Annotated in this window: 8 protein-coding genes; 6 read left to right on the top strand and 2 right to left on the bottom strand. The window is 45.6% G+C overall.

From position 1 onward, the window contains the following. Together K9J17_03260 and K9J17_03265 are read left to right on the top strand one after the other, a co-directional pair. A partial coding sequence (locus K9J17_03260) for a gliding motility-associated C-terminal domain-containing protein (protein ID MCF8275730.1) occupies positions 1-15,352 on the top strand: 15,352 nt, incomplete at its 5' end. Between the two features lie 85 nt (positions 15,353-15,437). Next, the gene (locus tag K9J17_03265) at positions 15,438-16,304 is read left to right on the top strand and encodes a glycosyltransferase (GenBank protein ID MCF8275731.1); all 867 of its coding nucleotides are present in this window, start codon (positions 15,438-15,440) and stop codon (positions 16,302-16,304) included. Positions 16,305-16,309: 5 nt separating this feature from the next. Here the strand turns inward: K9J17_03265 and K9J17_03270 are convergent, their stop codons facing one another. Both K9J17_03270 and K9J17_03275 read right to left on the bottom strand, forming a co-directional pair. Further along, positions 16,310-18,076 carry a hypothetical protein gene (locus K9J17_03270; GenBank protein ID MCF8275732.1) on the bottom strand — a complete coding sequence of 589 codons (1,767 nt, stop codon included), beginning with the start codon at positions 18,074-18,076 and terminating at the stop codon, positions 16,310-16,312. Beyond that, positions 18,073-18,858 (bottom strand): phytanoyl-CoA dioxygenase family protein, encoded by a 786-nt coding sequence (locus K9J17_03275; protein ID MCF8275733.1) that lies wholly within the window; start codon positions 18,856-18,858, stop codon positions 18,073-18,075. The genes K9J17_03270 and K9J17_03275 overlap by 4 nt, the downstream gene beginning before the upstream one ends. Before the next feature lie 88 nt (positions 18,859-18,946). On the opposite strand from K9J17_03275, the gene K9J17_03280 reads away from it, so the two are divergent. The 4 genes from K9J17_03280 (at position 18,947) to K9J17_03295 (ending at position 23,354) form a co-directional block, all read left to right on the top strand. After that, positions 18,947-19,714, top strand: coding sequence for an aspartyl/asparaginyl beta-hydroxylase domain-containing protein (locus tag K9J17_03280; GenBank protein MCF8275734.1), 768 nt, complete (start codon positions 18,947-18,949; stop codon positions 19,712-19,714). Next, positions 19,707-20,462, top strand: a complete 756-nt coding sequence (locus tag K9J17_03285) for a hypothetical protein (GenBank protein ID MCF8275735.1) — start codon at positions 19,707-19,709, stop codon at positions 20,460-20,462. The genes K9J17_03280 and K9J17_03285 overlap by 8 nt, the downstream gene beginning before the upstream one ends. Before the next feature lie 44 nt (positions 20,463-20,506). Next, positions 20,507-21,403 carry a fatty acid desaturase family protein gene (locus tag K9J17_03290; GenBank protein ID MCF8275736.1) on the top strand — a complete coding sequence of 299 codons (897 nt, stop codon included), beginning with the start codon at positions 20,507-20,509 and terminating at the stop codon, positions 21,401-21,403. Between the two features lie 73 nt (positions 21,404-21,476). After that, positions 21,477-23,354 (top strand): tetratricopeptide repeat protein, encoded by a 1,878-nt coding sequence (locus tag K9J17_03295; protein ID MCF8275737.1) that lies wholly within the window; start codon positions 21,477-21,479, stop codon positions 23,352-23,354. The last annotated feature ends 146 nt before the right edge of the window (positions 23,355-23,500 follow it).

A 23,500-nucleotide genomic window follows, 5' to 3' on the forward strand; every position in this document is an offset into this window, starting at 1 on the left:
ATGTACTACATATGTTGGCGAAAGCAACATCGTTTGCTACACGATCAACCCAGCACCAGTTGCCACTTGTTCTAAAGTTGACGGTAGCTGCTCAAACAACAATGAAGCATCAGCTTCGGTATCTGTTTCAAGCGGAACTTCTCCATTCACTTATGCTTGGAGCAACGGAGGAACAACAGCTTCCATCAATGGTCTTGCAGCAGGAACCTATTCAGTAATTGTAACAGATGCGAACGGTTGTTCAGACGACTGTTCAGTAACGGTAACAAACACTCCTTGTTGTAATGTGACCAACGGAGGCCAAATTGCTGGCGGAGGTTCCAACTGTGGACCATTCGATCCAGCTGCTATCACATCAGCATCATTGCCAACTGGCGGATTGGGTGACCTTGAATACGTTTGGCTGTGGAACACTCAGAACGTAGTGAACAATGGAAACAGCGGTTGGGTAGAGATTCCAAATAGCAACTCTGCTACTTACGATCCAGGTCTATTGACCGAGACACGCTGCTTCCTACGTTGTGCACGCAGAAGCGGATGTACAACTTATGTTGGAGAAAGCAACATCATCTGTTTTACGGTAAATCCAACGATTGATGCGACCGCATCAGCTACAGATGTTACGTGCGATGGCGATAATTCTCATGAGTGTGAGGCTGTTCATTATCAAAACGGCTCGCATGCAGTATGGATCAATACGTTGCCTGGAACAAGTACCGATTTCAAGTTTGAGAACAATTCTGGAAATCTTGTTGAATACCCAGATGGAACTGCTCGTGTCACTGGTATTGTTTACAACACATCTAATTCAAGCAAGCGTTGGCAAGTAGATGTTTATCTGAATGACAAGAAAGACTGGACGCAGTGGCAAGCTGCTGGAGGTTCTTGGAAAGGAACGTCCTCAATCGTAGGAAACAATTATCAAGACTGGGCTTACTACGAAATGGATGCTTCACAAAGCCGAATGATTGGTCTTGGAACGTATGCAGGAAAAGAACTTAGCCTACAGCGCATGGCTGCAGCTCCTCAATTCCGTGTTCAGGTTGGAACTGCCGCCAATGATAAGAACGCTAACTACGGATTCTCTCTTTGGTTCGATTATTCAGGCGATTATTCAGGTCATGGCGACTTCAACTTCGATCTTCAAAATTGCGCTGATCATCAGTGTAATGGAACCGCTACGGCTTCTGCTACTGGTGGTCAATCGCCTTACACTTATCTTTGGGATAACGGAGCAACCACAGCTTCTGTGGATGGTCTGTGCGCAGGTCAATACTGTGTAACAGTGGTAGATGCCAGCGGATGCGAAGATCAAGCATGTGTAACAGTTGGTGATCGCCCAGTTTGCTGCGATGTGACCGAGCCAGGATCTGTGGCGGGAAGCCAGGAGAACTGTGGTGCTTTTGATCCAGTAGCATTTACCAGCGTTGCACCTGCAACTGGTGGTTCAGGCGATATTCAATACCAATGGTATTCTAAAGAAACCGAAACTTCTTGGACGCCAATTCCGGGTGCGACTTCCGCTAGCTATGATCCAGGTATGACCTCGGTGAATATTCAGTTTAAGAGATGCGCTCGTAGAAGTGGATGTCCTGAATACCAAGTGTGTTCAAACGTTCTGGATATCACGATCTATTCAAACAACATCATCGCAACTTGTAGTCAATCGCCTGCTGCTTGCGCTGGTGCATCAACCGGTTCAGCAAGTGTTGCTGTCCAAGGAGGAACAGCACCTTATACATATTCTTGGAGCAATGGCGGTACAAGTGCTTCCGTAAACGGGTTGGCGGCTGGAACGTATTCTGTGACCGTAACTGATCACAATGGATGTACTGGTAATTGTTCAGTTGTCGTTGGAGAAGCAAACACACTTACTGCTAACTGTACTCCAACTAACGGAACATGCTCAAACAACAATTTAGGTTCTGCCACTGTAACAGCTTCTGGCGGAACTTCTCCTTTTACCTATGTTTGGAGCAACGGTGCGACATCTTCAGCAATCAGCAACCTTACAGCCGGTTCATATTCTGTAACAGTTACGGATGCGAACGGATGCACAGCCACCTGCTCAACTTCAGTAAGCATCACTCCATGTTGCAATGTGACCAACGGAGGTCAAATTGCTGGCGGTGGTTCCAACTGCGGACCATTCGACCCAGCAGCTATCACATCAGCATCCTCGCCAACTGGCGGTCTTGGAGACCTTGAATATGTGTGGTTGTGGAACACACAGAACGTGGTGAACAACGGAAACAGCGGTTGGGTAGAGATTCCAAATAGCAACTCTGCTACTTACGATCCAGGTCTATTGACTGAGACACGCTGCTTCCTGCGTTGTGCACGCAGAAGCGGATGTACAGAATACATTGGAGAAAGCAACATCATCTGCTACACGGTCAACCCAGAACCGGTTGCCACTTGTTCTAAAGTGGATGGTAGCTGTTCAAACAATAACGAGGCTTCAGCCTCAGTATCTGTTTCAGGCGGAACAGCTCCTTTCACTTATGCTTGGAGCAACGGAGGAACAACAGCTTCCATCAATGGTCTTGCTGCAGGAACCTATTCAGCAACTGTGACAGACGCTAACGGATGTTCTGATGATTGTTCAGTAACTGTTTCTGTAACTCCTTGCTGTAACGTTACTGATCCAGGCCAGATAGCTGCAAGTCAAGAGAATTGCGGAGGTTTCGACCCTGAGAGATTTACAAGTGTTTCACTTCCTTCGGGAGGATTAGGCGACCTTGAATACGTATGGTTGGTAAGAACAATTGGAGGCGCTTGGAGTGAGATTCCAAACTCCGATACTCCAGAATACGATGCACCATACACAGATGTGAGCCTACAATACAGAAGATGTGCGCGCAGAAGCGGATGTACTGCTTACATCGGAGAAAGCAACATCTTAACGGTTACCGTTAATCCAGAACCTGTTGCTACTTGTTCTTCAGTAAACGGAACTTGCAACAACAACAATCAAGCTTCCGCTTCGGTGTCAGTTTCAGGCGGAACTTCTCCTTTCACTTATGCTTGGAGCAACGGAGGAACAACAGCTTCCATCAATGGTCTTGCAGCAGGAAGCTATTCAGTAACTGTAACAGATGCTAACGGATGTTCTGATGATTGTTCAGTAACAGTAGCGATCACTCCATGTTGCAATGTGACCAACGGAGGCCAAATTGCTGGCGGAGGTTCCAACTGTGGGCCATTCGACCCAGCTGCGATCACATCAGCATCATTGCCAACTGGCGGTCTTGGAGACCTTGAATACGTTTGGTTGTGGAACGCGAATAACCTACCATTGAACAACGGTCAAAACGGTTGGGTAGAGATTCCAAATAGCAACTCTGCTACTTACGATCCAGGTCTATTGACTGAGACACGCTGCTTCCTACGTTGTGCACGCAGAAGCGGATGTACTACATATGTAGGCGAAAGCAACATCGTTTGCTACACCGTCAACCCAGCACCAGTTGCCACTTGTTCTAAAGTTGACGGTAGCTGCTCAAACAACAATGAAGCATCAGCTTCGGTATCTGTTTCAAGCGGAACTTCTCCATTCTCTTATGCTTGGAGCAACGGAGGAACAACAGCTTCTATCAATGGTCTTGCTGCTGGTTCATATTCCGTAACTGTTACGGATGCTAATGGATGTAGCGCTACATGCTCAACGTCAGTAAGCATCACTCCATGTTGTAATGTGACCAATGGTGGAACCATCGCTGGAGTTCAAGAAAACTGCGGTCCGTTTGACCCAGAGAGAATTACAAGTGTTGCGCCAGCAAATGGTGGACTTGGAGGACTTGAATACGTTTGGTTGTGGAACGCGAATAACCTACCATTGAACAACGGTCAAAACGGTTGGGTTGAAATCCCGAATTCAAACACAGAAACTTACGATCCAGGTTACTTGACCGAAAGCCGTTGCTTCTTGCGTTGTGCACGAAGAAGCGGTTGTACAACTTACGTAGGCGAAAGCAACGTGATCTGTGTAACGGTCAATCCTGACGATATGGTGGCCACTTGTACTGCAATTGATGCAGATTGCAACGGAGCTTCAACAGGAAGCGCTTCTGTTTCTACAACAGGCGGAACTGCACCTTATACCGTTCTTTGGAGTACTGGTGCGACCACTGTCTCAATCAGCAACTTGATGGCAGGAAGCTACAGCGTAACGGTAACTGATGCCAACGGTTGTACAACTACTTGTTCTACAACAGTTAATGAGCCATCTGACCTGACTGCAACCTGCTCTAAGGTTGATGGGTCTTGCTCGAACAACAATCAAGCTTCTGTATCGGTTTCAGCCGCAGGCGGAACCGCACCATATTCTTACGTATGGAGTAATGGAGCTACAGGTTCAAGTATTTCTGGTCTGGCGGCAGGCACATACTCTGTGACAGTAACTGATTCCAAAGGTTGTACTGAGTCTTGTGACAAGACAGTTAATATCACTCCATGCTGCAATGTGACCAATGGCGGAACAATTGCTGGAGTTCAAGAGAACTGCGGACCGTTCGATCCAGCAGCATTTACCAGTACAAGCCTTCCAACAGGAGGCTTAGGCGATTTGGAATATGTTTGGTTATCGAATCCGAATAATGTTCCAATCAACAATGGAAACAATGGTTGGGTAGAAATCCCTAACAGCAACTCAGCTACTTACGATCCAGGAATGGTGACTGCTACTACTTGTTACCTAAGATGTGCACGAAGAAGTGGATGTACAGATTACGTGGGCGAGAGCAACGTAATCTGCGTAACGGTAAATCCAATTCCAGTTGCAACTTGTGTCCCAACAAACGGAACCTGTGCAAACGATAATGTAGCTAGTGCTTCGGTATCTGTCACTGGTGGAACTGCTCCTTACTCATATGCTTGGAGTAACGGTGGAACAACTGCTTCAATCAGCAACTTGGCTGATGGAACGTATTCGGTTACTGTAACTGACGTGAACGGATGTTCTGACGATTGTTCAGTAACCGTTTCTACAATCCCATGTTGTGATGTTACCGATCCAGGAACAGTTGCTGGAAGTCAAGAAGGTTGCGGTCCATTCGATCCAGTAGCTTTCACAAGTATTGCACCAGCAACAGGTGGTTTAGAAAACATCGTTTACCAATGGTATCAGAAAGAAACTGAGACCACTTGGATGCCAATTCCAGGTGCGAACGGTGAGACTTACGATCCAGGAATGATCAGCATCAACTCACAATTCAAGCGATGTGCAAGAAGAGAAGGTTGTCCAGAATTCACATTCTGCTCAGATATTCTTGAGATTGAAATTCACCCAGTTCCACAGGTTAATTGCACAAGCATTAGCGGAAATTGCAGCAACGGAAACGGTGCTTCAGCAACCGTGAATGTTCAGGGCGCAACGAGTCCTTACACCTTTGCTTGGAGCAATGGAGAAACAACTCAGACCATCGGCAACTTGGCCGAAGGAAATTATTCAGTAATCGTTACTGATTACTTCGGTTGCACTGCTGATTGCAATGTAAATGTGACAGTAGCAGGATGTTGCAATGTGACCAACGGAGGTACAATTGCTGGTGTTCAGGAAAATTGCGGTCCATTCGACCCAGCAGCCATCACTTCAGTTGCTCCAGCAACAGGTGGTTTGGGTGATCTTGAATATCTATGGTTGTGGAACAGCCAGAATGTCCCAGTGAACAACGGAAATAACGGTTGGGTAGAAATTCCAAATTCTGACAACGAGACCTACGATCCGGGAATGTTGACAGAAAGCCGATGCTTTATCCGTTGTGCCCGCAGAAGCGGTTGCGATATCTATATCGGAGAAAGCAACGTGATCTGTATAACTGTTAACCCAGTTCCAGTTGCAAATTGTACTCCAACAAACGGAGATTGCAACAACAATAACTCAGCTTCGGCTTCTGTGTCTGTAACTGGCGGAACTTCTCCTTTCAGCTATGCTTGGAGCAATGGAGGAACTACAGCTTCAATCTCTGGTCTTGCGGCCGGAACGTATTCAGTAACTGTAACAGACGCTAACGGATGTACGGACGATTGTTCGGTTACGGTGTCAACGAATCCATGTTGCGATGTAACTGATCCAGGAACGGTTGCTGGTAGCCAAGAAGGTTGCGGTCCATTCGACCCAGTTGCTTTCACAAGCGTTGCACCAGCTGCTGGCGGATTAGGCGGAATTGAATATCAATGGTATCAAAAGGAAACAGAAACAACTTGGACACCGATTCCAGGAGCGACTTCTGAAACCTACGATCCAGGAATGATCAGCATCAATTCTCAGTTTAAGCGTTGTGCCCGAAGAGAAGGATGTCCTGAATTTACATTCTGCTCAGATATACTTGAAATCACCATCAATCCAGTTCCGACAGTAACTTGCACTGAAGTTGACGGTAACTGTAATAATGGAAACCTTGGTTCAGTTTCGGTTTCTGTTCAAGGTGGAACGGGTCCTTACACTTACCTATGGAGCAATAATGAAACGACCGCGTCAATCTCAGGATTGGCTGCTGGAACGTACAGCGTGACTGTTACCGATCAGAATAGTTGTGAGGCAAATTGCAGCAAAATTGTCGAGGTTACTCCTTGCTGTAATGTGACCAGCGGTGGTCAGATTGCAGGAGCGCAAGAAAACTGCGGACCATTCGATCCAGTTGCGTTTACAAGCACAAGCCTTCCAGCTGGAGGTCTTGGAGACCTGGAATATGTATGGTTGACGAACAGCCAAAACGTTCCGTTGAACAACGGAAACAATGGTTGGGTAGAAATTCCAAATAGCAACTCAGCTACTTACGATCCAGGAATGATTACAGAGACAACTTGCTTCATCCGCTGCGCGAGACGAGACGGTTGTACAATTTATCCTGGCGAAAGCAACGTTATCTGCGTTACTATTAACGAAAATCCAGTTGCCTCTTGTTCATCTACAGATAGCGGTTGCAACGGAGCAGGAACTGGAACAGCTTCTGTTTCTGTAACGGGTGGCGAAGCTCCTTACACGTATGCTTGGAGCAATGGCGGAACAACCGCTATCATTTCTGGTCTTACTGCAGGAACGTACAGCGTAACAGTTACAGACGCAAACGGATGTACTGACGATTGCACCGCAACTGTCGGTCAGCCAAGCGGACTGAGCGTTACTTGTTCTGCAACCGATGTTGATTGCAACGGAAACGCTACTGGAACTGCTACTGCAAATCCTACAGGTGGAACACTACCTTATTCTTACGCTTGGAGCAATGGCGGAACAACTGCTAGCATTTCTGGTCTTGCCGCTGGAGCATACGATCTGACAATTACAGATGCCAACGGTTGTACTGCAACATGCTCATCTACCGTATCTGAAAACGATGCGCTTACTGCTGATGCAACCTCTACAAACCCAGTTTGTAACGGTGCTACAACAGGAACTGCAGAGGTTGCTGTTGGCGGTGGCGATGGAGTTTATACTTACGCTTGGAGCAATGGCGAAACAACTGCTTCTGTTAGTGGTCTTGCTGCTGGAGCTTATTCAGTAGTTGTGACAGACGGAAACGGTTGTGAAGAAACGGCTAATGTGAGCATCACTGAACCAAGTGAACTGATTGCAACTTGTACTCCAGTAAACGGAGATTGCAGCAACGGAAATGCAGCTTCTGCTTCTGTAGCAATTGACGGTGGAGTAGAGCCTTACACGGTTCTTTGGAGCACAGGTGCATCTACACTGAGCATCAATAATCTTCAGGCAGGTTCTTACGACCTGACGGTTACAGATGCTAACGGATGCGAGGTAACTTGTACTGCTGTGGTAACTGTGACTCCATGTTGCAACGTGACCGATCCAGGTGAGATTGCGGCAAGTCAGGATAGCTGTGGACCATTCAACCCAGCTCCAATTGTGAGCCTTGCCCCGGCTACTGGCGGTATCGGCCCTGTGGAGTATGTGTGGTTGCAAGGTAATTGCTCAACAAACCCGAATACTTGGGCTCAGATTCCAGGTGCGAATGGCGAAAGCTATGATCCAGGAATGTTGACTGAGACAACCTGTTTCAGAAGATGTGCCCGTAACCAAGGTTGCACCGATTACATCGGAGAAAGCAACATCATCACTATTACTGTTGGGCCAGGATGCTGTGATAACGTGACTAACGGTGGCGAAATCGCTACGAGTCAAGAAAACTGTGGTCCATTCGATCCAGCCGTGTTCACAAGCGTTGCTGATCCAACGGGTGGTTCAGGCAATCTTGAATATGTATGGTTGTGGAATTCGCAAAACGTTCCGATCAACAACGGAAACAATGGTTGGGTAGAAATTCCTAACAGCAACTCTGCTACTTACGATCCAGGAATGATGACCGAAACAACTTGCTTCATCAGATGTGCAAGAAGAAGCGGTTGCGTTCCTTACATCGGGGAGAGCAACGTTATCTGCATCACCATCAACCCAGGCGACCTTTCTGCTGATTGTACTCCAGTAAACGGAAACTGTGCAAATGGAAATGCTGCTTCAGCTTCCGTTAATGCAACGGGTGGTGAAGCGCCTTATTCATACGCTTGGAGCAATGGTGGAACAACTGCTTCTATCGATAACCTTGCGACTGGTTCTTACAGTGTAACGGTTACCGATGCCAATGGATGTACTGCGGTTTGTACAACTGCTGTTGAAGTTGTTGGATGCTGCAATGTGACTGAACCAGGTTCGATTGCTGCCAATCAAGAAAACTGTGGTCCGTTTGACGTGGCTGAGTTGACAAGTGTTGTTGATCCTTCTGGTGGCCTTGGAGCTCTTGAGATTGTTTGGATTACTAGAACGGGAACATCAGGCCCATGGCAAGAGATTTCAGGTGCCCATGGATTGACTTTTGACCCTGGAATAGTTGCCGCAACTACTCAATTCAGAAGATGCGTTAGAAGAAATGGCTGTAATGAATTTGAAGAAAGCAACATTATCACCATCACCATCTTCCCACAGCCGGAAGTTGTTTGCAACCCAACGCATGGCGATTGCAGCAACAATGGAATGGGTTCTGTCTCTACATCAATAACTGGTGGAACGGCTCCATTCAGCTATGCTTGGAGTACTTCGACAGGCTCAGCACAGGCAAATGGGGCAACTGTAGCAGACATCAGCAACTTGGGTGCTGGAACGTATTCAGTTGTTGTAACGGATGCAAATGGTTGTGCTACTGATTGTTCGGTCACAATTACTTCTGAGCCATGCTGCAACGTTACCGATGGTGGCGAGATTGCTGGCACGCAAGAAAACTGCGGTCCATTCGACCCAACTGCAATCACAAGTGTGGTTCCAGCAACAGGCGGAATCGGGCCAGTTGAATACGTATGGTTATGGAATACGCAGAACGTACCGAACTATGGAAACAATGGTTGGGTAGAGATTCCGAACAGTAATTCTGATTCGTACGACCCAGGTTATTTAACCGAAAGCCGATGCTTCTTGCGTTGTGCGCGAAATGTTGGTTGTACAACTTACATTGGAGAAAGCAACGTGGTTTGCGTAACTGTTAATCCAGTTCCTGAAGTGCTTTGCACCAAGGATGATGGGGATTGTACCAACGATAATGTTGCATCGATCTACGCAGCAGCTTCAGCAGGAACAGAGCCTTACACTTATCTATGGAGTAATGGTGAAACAACTTCATCCATCACCAACCTTGTTGCTGGAACATATAGCGTAACTGCAACTGATGCCAACGGTTGTGAAGCAACTTGCAGCAAAACAGTTTCAATCACTCCATGCTGTAACGTGACTGATGGTGGCCAAATAGCTGCAAGTCAAGAGAATTGCGGTCCGTTTGACCCAGCGGCAATTACTTCGGTATCTCCACCAACTGGAGGTCTTGGCGATCTTGAATACGTTTGGTTGATGAACCATGAGAACGTTCCGTTGAACAATGGAAACAACGGTTGGGTAGAAATTCCGAACTCGGATAACGAAAGCTACGATCCAGGAATTCTGACTGAGACAACTTGTTTCATCCGTTGTGCACGAAGAAGTGGATGTACAGTTTATGTTGGCGAAAGCAACGTGGTTTGCGTTACTATCAATGAAGCACCAGTTGCGACTTGTACTCCTATAAACGGAGATTGCAACAACGGAAACATTGCTTCAGCTTCAGTTAGCGCGAGCGGTGGAACAGAACCTTACTCTTACGAGTGGAGCAACGGAGAAACTACCGCTTCTATCAATGACATCGCAGCAGGTACTTATTCAGTAACTGTAACCGATGCTAACGGTTGCACAGCTGATTGTTCTGTAACGGTTTCAATCACTCCATGCTGTAATGTGACAAATGGAGGAGAGATTGCAGGTGCTCAAGAAAACTGTGGTCCATTTGACCCTGCAGCTATCACATCCTTAACACCAGCAACTGGTGGTCTTGGAGACCTAGAATACGTTTGGTTGATGAACGATCAGAACGTTCCATTGAACAACGGAAACAACGGTTGGGTGGAGATTCCAAATTCAAATAGCGATAGCTATGATCCAGGAATGTTGACTGAAACAACTTGCTTCATCCGTTGTGCACGTAGAAGCGGATGTACCGTTTATGTTGGAGAAAGCAACGTGGTTTGCATTACCGTCAATCCAGCATTGGAGGTTGAATGTTCAAGCGTCAGTGGCGACTGCGGAAACGGAAATGTTGGCAGTGCCAGTGTGGATGTGACCAGCGGAACTGCACCATTCACCTACGAGTGGAGTAATGGCGGAACAACTGCATCAATCGAAAATCTAGGAGCAGGAACATACACAGTAACTGTAACAGATGCCAACGGATGCATGGGAACATGTACAGAAGAGGTAATAGTTACACCTTGCTGTAATGTGACTGATCCAGGTGAGATTGCTGGAACTCAGCAAAATTGTACTGCATTCGATCCAGACCCAATCACTTCTGTTGCTCCTGCAACGGGCGGAATCGGTCCGGTTGAATACATGTGGTTGCAAGGAGATTGCAATACAGACCCGAACACGTGGACACCGATTTCAGGTGCCGATGGTGCTAGCTATGATCCAGGAATGTTGACTGAGACAACATGTTTCAGAAGATGTGCTCGCAACAACGGTTGTGAGCCGTGGGTCGGAGAAAGCAACATCATCACCATCACAATCCAGAATGCGTTGACCATCGAGTGCTCAAGCATTTCTGGCGATTGCGGAAATGGAAACGTTGCTTCTGCTTCGGTTGATGTGATTGATGGAGTTGGGCCTTATACCTACGAGTGGAGCAATGGCGAAACAACTGCCAGCATCACTGGTTTGGCAGAAGGAACGTACACAGTAACAGTTACTGACGCGAACGGATGTACCGCATCTTGCACCGAGTCTGTGATTGTGACGCCTTGCTGTAATGTGACCGATCCAGGTGAGATTGCTGGAGAGCAGTCAAACTGCGGTCCATTCGATCCAACGGCAATCACAAGTGTTGCTCCTGCAACTGGCGGAATTGGTCCGGTTGAGTACATGTGGCTACAAGGAGATTGCAATACTGATCCGAACACATGGACACCGATTTCAGGTGCCGATGGTGCTAGCTATGATCCAGGAATGTTGACTGAGACAACCTGCTTTAGAAGATGTGCACGCAACAACGGTTGTGAGCCTTGGATCGGTGAGACCAACATCATCACTATTACGGTTTACCCAGCGGTTGAGTTGACCTGCAATGGAGTTGATGGAGATTGCACCAACGGAAATGTTGCAAGAGCAATTGCTCACATTTCTGGCGGAGTTGAGCCGTATACAATTGCTTGGAGCAATGGCGGAACTACTGCAACCATCGATAGCCTTCAAGCAGGTACATACACAGTAACAGTTACCGATGCAAACGGATGCGAGGCAACTTGCACAACTTCAGTGTCTGTTACACCATGCTGTAATGTGACCGATGGAGGTGAGATTGCTGAAGATCAAGAGAACTGCGGTGCCTTCGATCCAAATCCAATTGTAAGCATTACGCCCGCAACAGGTGGAATCGGCCCCGTGGAGTATGCTTGGTATAGTGGTCACTGCGATGAGCAAACCAACCCAACAGCAATCCCAGTTGGATTCAGTCTGATTGTTGGTGCAACTGGAGAGTCTTACGATCCAGGAATGATCAGTGAGACAACTTGTTTCATCCGCGTTGCGAGAAATCAAGGTTGCGAAGAATGGTTGGGCGAATCGAACATGGTCACCATCACCGTCAATTCTGCACCTGCACTTGTTTGTTCAAGTGTTGATGGCACTTGCGAGAACGGAAATGTTGGTTCTGCTAGCGTAACGGTAAGTGGATCATCATCGCCATTCAGCTATGCATGGTCAAATGGAGCAACGTCTGCTTCAATTGAGAATCTAGCTGCTGGAACCTACACTGTAGTAGTAACAGACGGAAACGGTTGCGTTGATTCTTGCAGCACGTTGGTTGAAGTTCTTCCTTGCTGCAACGTAACTGATGGTGGCGAGATTGATGGTGAACAACAGAACTGCGGTCCATTTGATCCAAGTGAGATTGTGAGCATAACTCCTGCAACAGGTGGAATCGGCCCAGTTGAGTACGCTTGGTATAGCGGTCAATGCGATGAGCAAACGAACCCAACAGCAATCCCAGTTGGATTTAGTTTGATAGCTGGCGCAACGGGCGAAAGCTACGATCCAGGAATGTTGAGCGAGACCACTTGTTTCATCCGCGTTGCGAGAAATCAGGGATGTACAGATTGGCTTGGCGAATCAAACATTGTCACTATCACCATCAATTCTGCTCCTTCACTTGTGTGTTCAAGTGTTGATGGAACATGCGAGAATGGAAATGTTGGTTCTGCTAGCGTAAATGTTAGCGGTGCACCATCACCGTTCAGCTATGCTTGGTCAACAGGAGCAACAACTGCTTCGCTTGAAAATCTAGCTGCTGGAACTTACACTGTAGTAGTAACAGACGGAAACGGTTGTGTTGATTCTTGCAGCACAGATGTGGAAATAGTTCCATGCTGTAATGTGACTCATGGTGGCGAGATTGACGGGGAACAGGAAAACTGCGGTCCATTCGACCCAAGCGTTATTACGAGCATTGTTCCTGCAACAGGAGGAATTGGCCCAGTAGTTTACGCTTGGTACAGTGGTCCGTGCTCAACGAATTCTCAGACCATCGGAGCACCTGTTCAAGAAGCAATTCCAGCTGGATTCACATTGATTGCTGGTGCTGATGGCGAAAGCTATGATCCAGGAATGTTGAGTGAAACCACTTGCTACATTCGTGTTGCTCGTAACCAAGGATGTACAGATTGGATCGGTGAGTCTAACATCATTACTATCACGGTCAATGAAGTTCCAACGGTTGATGTAGCTATCACTGGAGGAGTGAATCCAACATGCAATGGAGGTTCAGTTGAGTTGACTGCTACATCAAGTACGGCTGCTTCATACGAGTGGTCAACGGGAGAAACTACTGCTACCATTTCAGTTACTGAGACAGGCGTATTTGTAGTAACCGTTGCTGATGGAAACGACTGTTCTGCGGTTGACAGCATTGCTATTGAAGTGTTGCCAAATCCAGAAGTGGAGATTGAAGTTGCTGGTGGTAACCCATTCTGCAACGGAGATAGCACGCAGCTTACAGCAAACTGTGCTACAGCAGTTGGTTATTCTTGGAGCACAGGCGCTACTGGAACCAGCATCTGGGTGACCGAAGCTGGAACCTACTCAGTTGAAGTAGCAGATTCGAATGGTTGTATGGCTTCTACAAGCATTGAAGTAGAAGTATACGAACTTCCAGAAGTTGAAATCACAATTGACGGAAACAATCCGCTTTGTACTGGAGACAGCGCTATGCTGACTGCTGTTTCGCAAGGGGCTATCAGTTACGATTGGAGCACGGGTGAAACAACGCAGTCAATTTGGGTTTACGCTGCTGACTCTTACAGTGTAACTGTGGTCAACCAAGTAGGTTGTGAAAACAGCGCTTCATACGAAGTTGAAGAAGGTCTTACTCCGACCATCCAGATCACAGGCGATACTGTTGCGTGTGCTGGTGGCAGCATTGAGCTCACAGCTCAATCTACTGGTGGTGAAAGCATTCTGTGGTCAACTGGAGCTACAACTCCAAGCATAACGGTTACAGAAGCTGGCGAGTACTGTGTATATACAACATCAGTTGATGGCTGCGAATCTTCGGATTGCATCAGCATCGATTTCAACCCAACTCCTGAAGTTGTAGTGGAAGTTACGGCAGGTAGCAACCCACTTTGCCCAGGAAGCGAAGTTGAATTGACCGCAACATCTGCTACAGCAGTTGACTACACTTGGACGCCAAGCGGAAGCGGAGCAAGTATTACGGTGAATGCAGCTGGAATATATTCTGTAGAGGTTACCGATGTCAATGGCTGTTCTGCTTCGGCAACTATCGAAGTTGAAGAAGGAGTTGTGCCAACGGTTGTTATCAATGGAGAGACAGAGTTCTGTTCAGGAGATAGCGTAATGCTAACGGCTCAAACAGTAAATGGCGAAAGCCTTACTTGGTCAACTGGCGAAACAACTCCTAGTATTTGGGTGAGCGAAGCTGGCGAATACTGCGTGATGACTGCTTCTGTTGATGGTTGCGAGGCAAGCGTTTGTATCGATATCGAAGAAGCGGCTATTCCAGAAGTGTTTGCTGGAAATGATGTTGACATCTGCGTTGGTCAAAGCACTACGCTTACGGCTACTGGAGGAACATCAGGAACCATTTACATCTGGTATGTTGATGGTGAAGCGATTGATACTGCTCAGACAATTGTTGTAGCTCCAGGGCTTGGCATAACTGAATACTCGGTTGTTGCGATAAATGAGAATTGCAGCATTACGGATGAGGATCACGTGAAAGTTTGGGTGTACGATTATCCTGTTGTAGGATTTGAACGTGACCCAGCTGGCGATGTGCCATTCGGAAGTGATATCCAGTTCACAGATACTACTGCAGGTCAGGTTACTGATTGGATGTGGAACTTCGGTGATGGTATGACAAGTATGCTTCAAAACCCAGATCACAATTATGGCGATCCTGGTTCATACTGGGTAACGTTGATTGCGTCTAACCACGGTTGCGAGGATACAGCGGTTGCTGGTCTAGAGGTGAAGATCATTATCGATATACCAAACGTGTTCACACCGAACAACGATGGAGTTAACGATGTGATCTGGCTGCAAGGAACTGACCTTGAGAACATCAACATGACCATCTACAATCGATGGGGATTCAGTGTCTATGCAAGCGAAGGACGTCAGTTCAGCTGGTCAGGTAAGACAAGCGCAGGCGAAGATTGCGAGGGAGGAACTTACTACTATGTCATCCAAATGGAATACAAGGATGGCAACGTAAGCGAGCAGACCGGATTCTTTACATTGATCAGGTAATAGTTCTGATACGATTGATCGAAAGAGCCCTGAGAATTCTCAGGGCTCTTTTTTTGTGCCATATTTGGACACCAAGCCACTATAATTGAAAAAGATAACTGTCATCATTCCTTTCTTCAACGGATTGGAAACAATTGAAGAGGTGGTTCGAAGAACGCTTTCCACATGCGTCATTCATGGAATTGACTGCTCTGTGATGGTGGTTGATGATTCGAACAATGACGAAAAGGCGATTATCCTAAAACGAATTTTCGAAAAACAAGATAAAGTGACGGTGCTTCATCTGAGCCATAATTTGGGACAACATGCGGCTACATTCATTGGCATACTGAATGCAGGCGAAACCGACATCGTAACGATAGATGAGGACCTAAAATTTCCTCCGGAGTTAGTTCCGGAGATGATGGATAAACTACCAGAGAACGGAGTCGTTTACGGTTTCGTTGAGCGCGAAGGATTTACCGAACTGCTCAAAGATTTTGTGTTGGGTGTCATCAAACCGTTGATATCGAATACATACCCAATACACACTTCTTCATTCAGAGTTGTTTCATCGCAATTAGTATCTCGTATACGGAAGATGAAGCCGAATTACATTCAGTTGGAAGGAATGATCATCCAAAGCAAGTGTAGGTTTACGTATGTCGAAATCGATAGATCACTTGCGGAAAATCATCGGAAAGGTGGATACGGCTTTTTGTCTCTTTACTGGATGGTCTCTGGACTCTTGACCCATTACACACTAATCCCTTGGTTGGGGATTAGCTTGGCGGCACTGATTCTCACAATGGTAGGCGTTTGCCAGAGCACGTTATCTGGCTCATGGCTGCTCTTGTTTTTCTTATTTGCCGGCCTGAATCTGTTAGGAGAATGGACGAATAGAAAACGAAAGAACAGAAACCAGTCGGAATTGAAACGCTTAGGATTATCGAAGTCAGCTCCTGTACGCTAAATCAGTTAAGGCTTGTTTTTAAAGGTCCTAGCTAACGACTCAACATAGTCATTCAATCTAGGATCAACATCTTGAAACTGAACTGCTCTTCTAAATGTGCTGATGGCTGCTGCGGTATCTCGCGCAGCGAGCTGAAAATTCGCTTGGTAAATTATCGGCTGCGATAAAGTTGGGTTTCTGCTGGCCCAATCGGTAGCCAATTCAAGGCCTGCTTCAGCGTCATCATTCATCAGTAGCAGATTTAAGGCCTGTTGAACGTAATTGATCCTATCGTTTGAAGCAAGGTAAAGTTCCTTGGCGAGTTGAACCGTTTGTTGTCGGTTTCCAAGTTCGTTGTTGATTTCAGCACATTTGGCAACGTACCGCGTATTGTCCTTACAGATTTCTCTCAAGACATCATTGCTTCTTAGTGCAAGTTGCATGAATTGGACCCGTTCGGTTGGAGACGCTGCCGCAACTGCATCGTCATAATAAAACCGTGCAGCCAGAAAATTGGGAACGAACGAACGCGTTACGATCTCTACATCGTGATAAACCAATGTTCTACTCGATTTCCAATCGGGAATTCTGGTCACAGTTCTTAAAGTGTAAAGGCCAAGCAGCAACGCGGTGACGGGAATGTAAAGCCTAGCAAATCGAACATGTGTTGACAGAATGATCATCAAGTATGCTAGAATAAGACTTGAGCCTATAGAGGCAACAAGAAGCCAACGTTCTGCCACAATTCCAGGTAGTGGCACAACCACATTTAGAAATGGTGCTACCGACATCAGGAAGATTCCTATTCCGAACGAAATGATCGGTTTGCTTTTGATGTGATAAAAGAATGCTGCCACAGCACTGATTAGGATTACAATACCTGCGTAAACTTGAGATGTGCTCCAATCGGCCACTGGAATTTGAGCATATCCATAAAAGAACGCAAGCGGATGCGGCACTAATACGAACCGAGCAAAATAGAACAATGCAACAAACCCTGTTGGCACTCTTTCAATCATGCTAGGATAGAAGTTCAGAGGACTTTCTTCAAACGCATATTCTGTTCGGATGTAATTGGGAAAGTAATGATTGACCCAAAGCATGTACCCAGCGAAAATCACGAAATAGGGAATACCAAGAATAAAGAGCTGCCGCCAATTCCATTTTCGGAACAAAAGGAAACCTAGCACCATGATCCCCGCCAACGGGACATTTCCAGCCTTGGTTGGTAGCGATAGCAGAAACAATGCTAGTGCGCCTAGTAAAAAGCGAAGTCGTTTCTGATCCACATACTTGACAAGTAAAATGGAGCTAGCAACTGCAAAAACGAAGCTCAGAAGCTCTTCGCGGTTCTTCAAGCTACAAACCACTTCTGTGTGAATGGGGTGACATAGAAAGAAAGCCGTTGTGAGGATGAGAAGAACACGGTACTGTTCTCCCATCAACGTTATCATAAATCGGAACATGAGGAAAACAGCTAGCGCGTAAAGCAGCACATTGATCAGATGGCTTAACCAAAGGCGTTCTCCCCAAATGGAACGTTCCAACGCAAAGCTTATGCGGCCAATTGGTCGGTATGCGAACGGAGTTCCATTGTCAGTTTTTGAGTAATAACTGGTCAGGATCTCGGGAATTCCCTCAACGCCCTTATCTACGATTTCTAGGTTTTCTGATACCAGGTAGTCATCAATACTGTATCCGTTCAGTAATGTAAGACCATACAGAAGCACTGAGCAGATGAGAATGATCCATTTCAGGTTTTGGTCAGAAAGCTTAGTCAACGTCAGATTCATTTGAAAACCGACTTCGAATTGTTGTGAAAGGCATCCCAGTTTTTTGGAGGAAGACTTCCAAAACCCAGCAATTTCAATGCATTTTGAGAACAGGCACTCAGGTCGGTTTCTTCCAAAATTGTCTCAACGTTAAAACGCTGTTTCATCCAAGGTTGAACCAGTCCGATAAGTAGACAGCATCGCCATTTGTCAGTATGGTTTTCAGTGCTGCGATGCCAAATTCGTGAATCGAAAAACGTGACGTCTCCTTTCTTGCCAGTTGCCAAAATTGCTTCGTTTTCGAATTCATCTGAGTCAGGCGAATTCAGCAATTGATGCGAGCCTTTCAAAAACAATGGAGCACCGTTTTCCGCTGTAAAGTCGTCCAGTAGAATTTGTATCGCCAGCGAGCAATGGGGCGTCCTTATTTCACTGTCCCGATGTATCCGATTTGTGTAGTTGGAAGCGTTTGGCGGAATACACGAACTCGTCATTGTATAAATGATGGAAGGTCCATCGAAGAACGGTTCGGCAAGTTTGAAGAGTTTGTCCAATTCCAATATCTCAAGGAACGGACCTCCGTAAACAGGCGCGAAAAGTAACCTTCCGTAATCGTTGTACTCCTTTGTACCCATTCGGTCTGCCTCATCATCAACACGCTTCAAAACTTCGTTTCGTAAAGAATCTATAAGTGAAGGTGGAACGAGGTCAGAAACCTGCGAGAATCCGTGTTCGGTCAACTCTTTGAAAAAGATGTTAGGATTGTCCATCAAGCGATTCTGATCTGCATAAAATAATTTCATGAAGTAACAGGTTTTGAACAGAAAAACAAGGTTATGGAACAGCTTCAACTATGCCGAATATTTGCTACCTATGTTGCAAAATGCAAGGATGACGCAGCCGCCCACAGTTTCTGAACCGCTCTATTTCTATTTGGATAATACCTGGTACAAAGGAAAGATGCCAGCTTTTTATGATGCCGAAAATTGGGAGATGAATAAGTTGCTCGAGCAACATTATCCTGATCTTAAAGCAGAGATCATGACCTATTTTGGGGAAAATAAAGATGCTATACGTTCAAACTTTACTCCATATGATTATCACGAGAAAGGATGGAAAACCATCAATCTCTACACTTACGGATTACGGTATTCTAAGATCTGTGAGCAATTTCCAGTTCTGGATTCAGTAACGCGGCAAATCCCAGGAATGACGATGGTTCAAATAGCAATATTGGAGCCTCATGTACGGGTAAAAGCGCATTTGGGAGATACCAACGCCATCATCAGAACTCATTTAGGAATTTCAATCCCGGGAAAATATCCTGAGCTTGGGCTAAGGGTCGGACAACAAGAGGTTTGCTGGGAAGACGGAAAGACCTTTTCGTTCTGTATCGTACACAGGCATTATGCTTGGAATAATTCTGCTGGATACAGAATTGCTTTGATTGTAGATGTAATACACCCTGACTACAAAGACCGAATTGCAGAGGTTTGCTCGCAATCGCTTGCGCTAATAAGCATGAAGTTTGTGGCCACTAAGTTTCCTGTGTTAAAAAACATGCCTCGCAGTTTAACAAGGATATTGCAAAAGCTATTGGCTCTTCCAGTACGACTTATTTTGTTTTTTCAAGGTGCTTTCAAGACAGGGAATGGGTGATCTGATTCATTTTTCTACTGAGGAATCTGAATTTTTCGGGTTAAAGGTTGGGCGAGCAGTTGTGCGAAATGGAGAAGTAAGTACGCTTCTTGAAGAACTTGAAACAGGCCGATTTGACGTGGTGCGTGTCCGCATTGATGAGCGTCAGACAGATGTGATTGAATGGCTACTAGCAAGTGATATTCCGTGCTACGACCAAGGAGAAATTGTCAATTATGAGTTGAAGGTCGGTGGATTGGTTCTCGAAGATTACTGCAATCCTGAGGTAACGGTTCGAGTATACAATGGAGATGATCCCAATTCCATTGAACGAATTATCAGGGAGGGAAATGCAGAACGACCGATCGGTTATTTTTCAACACCCGGACTACAAGAGCTCATTACTTTGGAAGATGAGATCAATTATCTGACCCAATACTATTCTCGTTTGTACGTGACCGAACAACGACAATTGTGGTTTATGGAATGGCTTGGACAACCAGTGGCGTTTGTTGCGAGCGATTTTTATGATGGAATCATGATGACACCATTGGCCGTTGTTCTTCCTGAGTATCGGGATAAGAAGATTTTTCACGACCTGATGATCTCTCGGAACAACTATGGAGTGGAACATGGACTAAAGAAAATATGCAATGGAGCAAGAGTAGATAATTCAACAAGTCGTCACGTATTTTCCAAGTTTGGGATGATGGAAGTTGGCAAGGATCGCGTGTTTCACCTAGTTCCGATGCATGCTGCATCATCATAACGCTGTTGCTTTCACTACATTTAAAGAACTGAATTTATATGTCATTGAAAAGTAAATTGGCAACTTCCGAGTATCGGTCGCTCAAGCAAATTGATTCGAAAAAAGGCGTTTTCCTCCTACTTGGAGATTGGACGCTGATCGTTGCTGCAGTTGTTGTTTGCGTAAATTTTGATTTGTGGTTCTTGTATCTGCTTTCGGTAATTGTTATCGGTTCGCGCATGATGGGACTTTGGGCTTTGCTGCACGATGGGCATCATAATATGCTGGTTCGTTCCAAACGCTTAAATCGAATGTTGACTGAATGGTTTATTGCTTGGCCATTGTTTAAATCGTTGGATGAATTTGACGAGCAGCACAGTGCGCATCATCGGTTTTTAGGTGGAAATGGCGACCCTAATTTTGCGCTGACACGATACGCTGAATTTCAGTTTCCCATGAGTAAAACCCGACTCGCATCAATCTTGGTCAAAGATCTTTTGGGCATTAATTTCATCTATTACCGATTGCTTGGATTGATAAAAGACCCAATGGTTCTGCTGAAAAAAACTTCGAATTGGTCTGTTCAACGAGCGGTGTATTATGTCCTTTTGGCCGTGCTGATCACCTATTTCCAATTGTGGCTCGCGGTTTTGCTGTTTTGGGTTTTGCCGTTAGTTACTTATTTCCAGTTTCTTATTCGGGTAACGCTCATATCCGATCACTGTTTTGCCACTAGTGATACACGTTTGGCGAGAAGCGTTCAGCTCAGTTGGGTTGAGCAGTTCTTACTCGTGCCACATAATTTGAACTATCATTACGAACACCACCATTATGGCGGAATTCCGTGCTACAATTTGAAGCAATTGCATTTGAAATTGGCGCTTTCTCCAGGTTACTTCGATGATTCAGACTTCAGTAGAGGATATTTAGATGTATTCAGGAAGGTTACTCTAGGCTCTTGATTAGTGCCATAGTGACGAATGATTGCTGTTCTCACGAAATGCGTGTCTCTTCAACCTATCTTTGTTTGCTGCAATGGCGAAGAACAAGCTTGATCCAAAGTCGATTTTCCAAAAGACCTCACTTTATTGGCTTCTCGCTGCGCTTGCTTTTCTGGTTTACGGTAATACCCTAACAAACGATTATGCGCTGGATGATTGGCTTGTGACTACATCCAAACATGATCAGGTTTCACGAGGATTGGAAGCCTTACCAGAGATTTTTACTACTCATTATGTCACATGGGGTAGTTATCAGGTTGATTATCGACCACTTGTTAAGGCAAGTTTTGCTCTGGAATTCGAGTTGTTCGGAGAAAACCCGAAGATCAGTCATGCGATCAATCTTGTGCTGTATGCAATCATCTGTTGTCTTCTATTCAGCTTATTACTTCAATTTTTTCCAGCCGAACAGAAGTGGGTTCTTTTTTCCGCCATGCTGATTTTCATTGTCCATCCGGTTCATACTGAGGTTGTTGCTAGTCTGAAAAACCGAGATGAACTTCTCAGTTTTTTGTTCATTCTGCTGGTTTTTCAGTTTTCGCTTAAGTGGTTTACCTATCGGACCCGGAAGTATGTGGGAATGACCATTCTATTCCTGGTGCTATCTCTTCTTTCCAAAATGTCCTCTTTGCCATGGCTTGGTATTCTAGTGGCTTGGCTGCTTTGGTACAATGGCGAATCCAAAAAAAGAGTGATCATGTTAGCAGGCGCTATGCTGGTGGTAATTGCTGCTTATCAGGTAATGGTTTTAAGCATGTTGGGAGATTGGTTGCGAGAGTTCATTTTCATCGAAACACCTTATTTTCAGATAGACTCCGCGGCCGATAAATGGGCCAGTATCATATCTGCAGCAGGTCATTATCTTTCATTATTGGTCTATCCATTTCCGCTCTGTTCATATTACGGTTACAATCAGATTCCAATTGTTTCGTGGTCACATTGGTCGGTTTATGCATCTATTGCAGCTTATCTCGGGTTGATTGTTTTGGCAATCAGGGGACTTCGATTCAATAACATGATCGGATTTGGAGCCATGGTGCTATTGTTCGACCTGGCCTTGTTCGTAAATGTGCTGTATCCGTATACAGGAATTCTTGGTGAACGCGTCCTTTTTGGTGGAACGATTGGTTTTGCGTTGATGGTTACTGGTGCTTTGCAATTGGTAATCGGAAAAGCGGTAAATGGAGATCTGTTGCCACGACAGCTTCCCGCCTCAGTGCTCATCATCGCGATGGTTGTTTTAGCAGGATACAGAACAGTTGCGAGAAATAAGCAATGGAAAAGTAATCTCACGCTTTTTGCGGCCGATGTGGAAGATTGTCCAAGGTCGGCCAAACTTCATGAACTGTATGCGCTCTATCTGCGGGGAGAATACATGAATAAGACCGTTAACGATTGGAAACCCTTGGCGTACAAAGCCATTAGTGAGTATCAAGAAACCCTTTCTATCTATGAAAGATGGCCTGTGCCTTATCATCGCATTGGAGTAATTTATCAGTACGATATGTTGAGGCCAGATTCAGCTCTTGCCTATTATCAAAATGCGTTGAAATACAATCCTAACTTTTCCATTGCTCGGCAGGATTACGCTATTTGTCTGATGGATTTGAAGCGGTTTCCTGAAGCCGCAAAGCAGTTTTCAAAAATCATTGATGATGGATTGAATGAGCCTGAAATCTGGAATCGAGCAGTTTCGTGCGATTTACTATCGAATGATCTTGAATCAGCAAAAGATCATAATAGCAGGTTTTTAATTGAGTATCCATCACGATCAGAGCCTTACATTCATGCAGGAAATTTGCTTTTGTCTCAAAAAGATACTGTTAAAGCCATCGCTAGATTCAATCAAGCGCTTGATCGTGACCCGGTCAACACAGCACTTCGAGAATACGTGGAGATGATTGCTCGCTAATCACTCCATCGGGTTGATTTAGGATGGTTAGAGTTTTGATGATTTACAGAGATTAGCTGATTCAGCCTTGTTAACGAAAGAGTAATTCGACCAGTACCGCACTTGGTCAGATTAAAATGTAATTTTGACTCCCCAATTCATTTTTT

The sequence above is a fragment of the Flavobacteriales bacterium genome, from assembly GCA_021739695.1.
In the GTDB taxonomy this organism is placed as follows: domain Bacteria; phylum Bacteroidota; class Bacteroidia; order UBA10329; family UBA10329; genus UBA10329.

Bases quoted from the DNA above. Each gene is read 5' to 3' on its own strand.
- K9J17_03270 (MCF8275732.1), bottom strand. From the start codon at position 18,076: ATGAATCTGACGTTGACTAAGCTTTCTGACCAAAACCTGAAATGGATC.
- K9J17_03275 (MCF8275733.1), bottom strand. From the start codon at position 18,858: ATGAAATTATTTTATGCAGATCAGAATCGCTTGATGGACAATCCTAAC.
- K9J17_03280 (MCF8275734.1), top strand. From the start codon at position 18,947: ATGACGCAGCCGCCCACAGTTTCTGAACCGCTCTATTTCTATTTGGAT.
- K9J17_03285 (MCF8275735.1), top strand. From the start codon at position 19,707: ATGGGTGATCTGATTCATTTTTCTACTGAGGAATCTGAATTTTTCGGG.
- K9J17_03295 (MCF8275737.1), top strand. From the start codon at position 21,477: ATGGCGAAGAACAAGCTTGATCCAAAGTCGATTTTCCAAAAGACCTCA.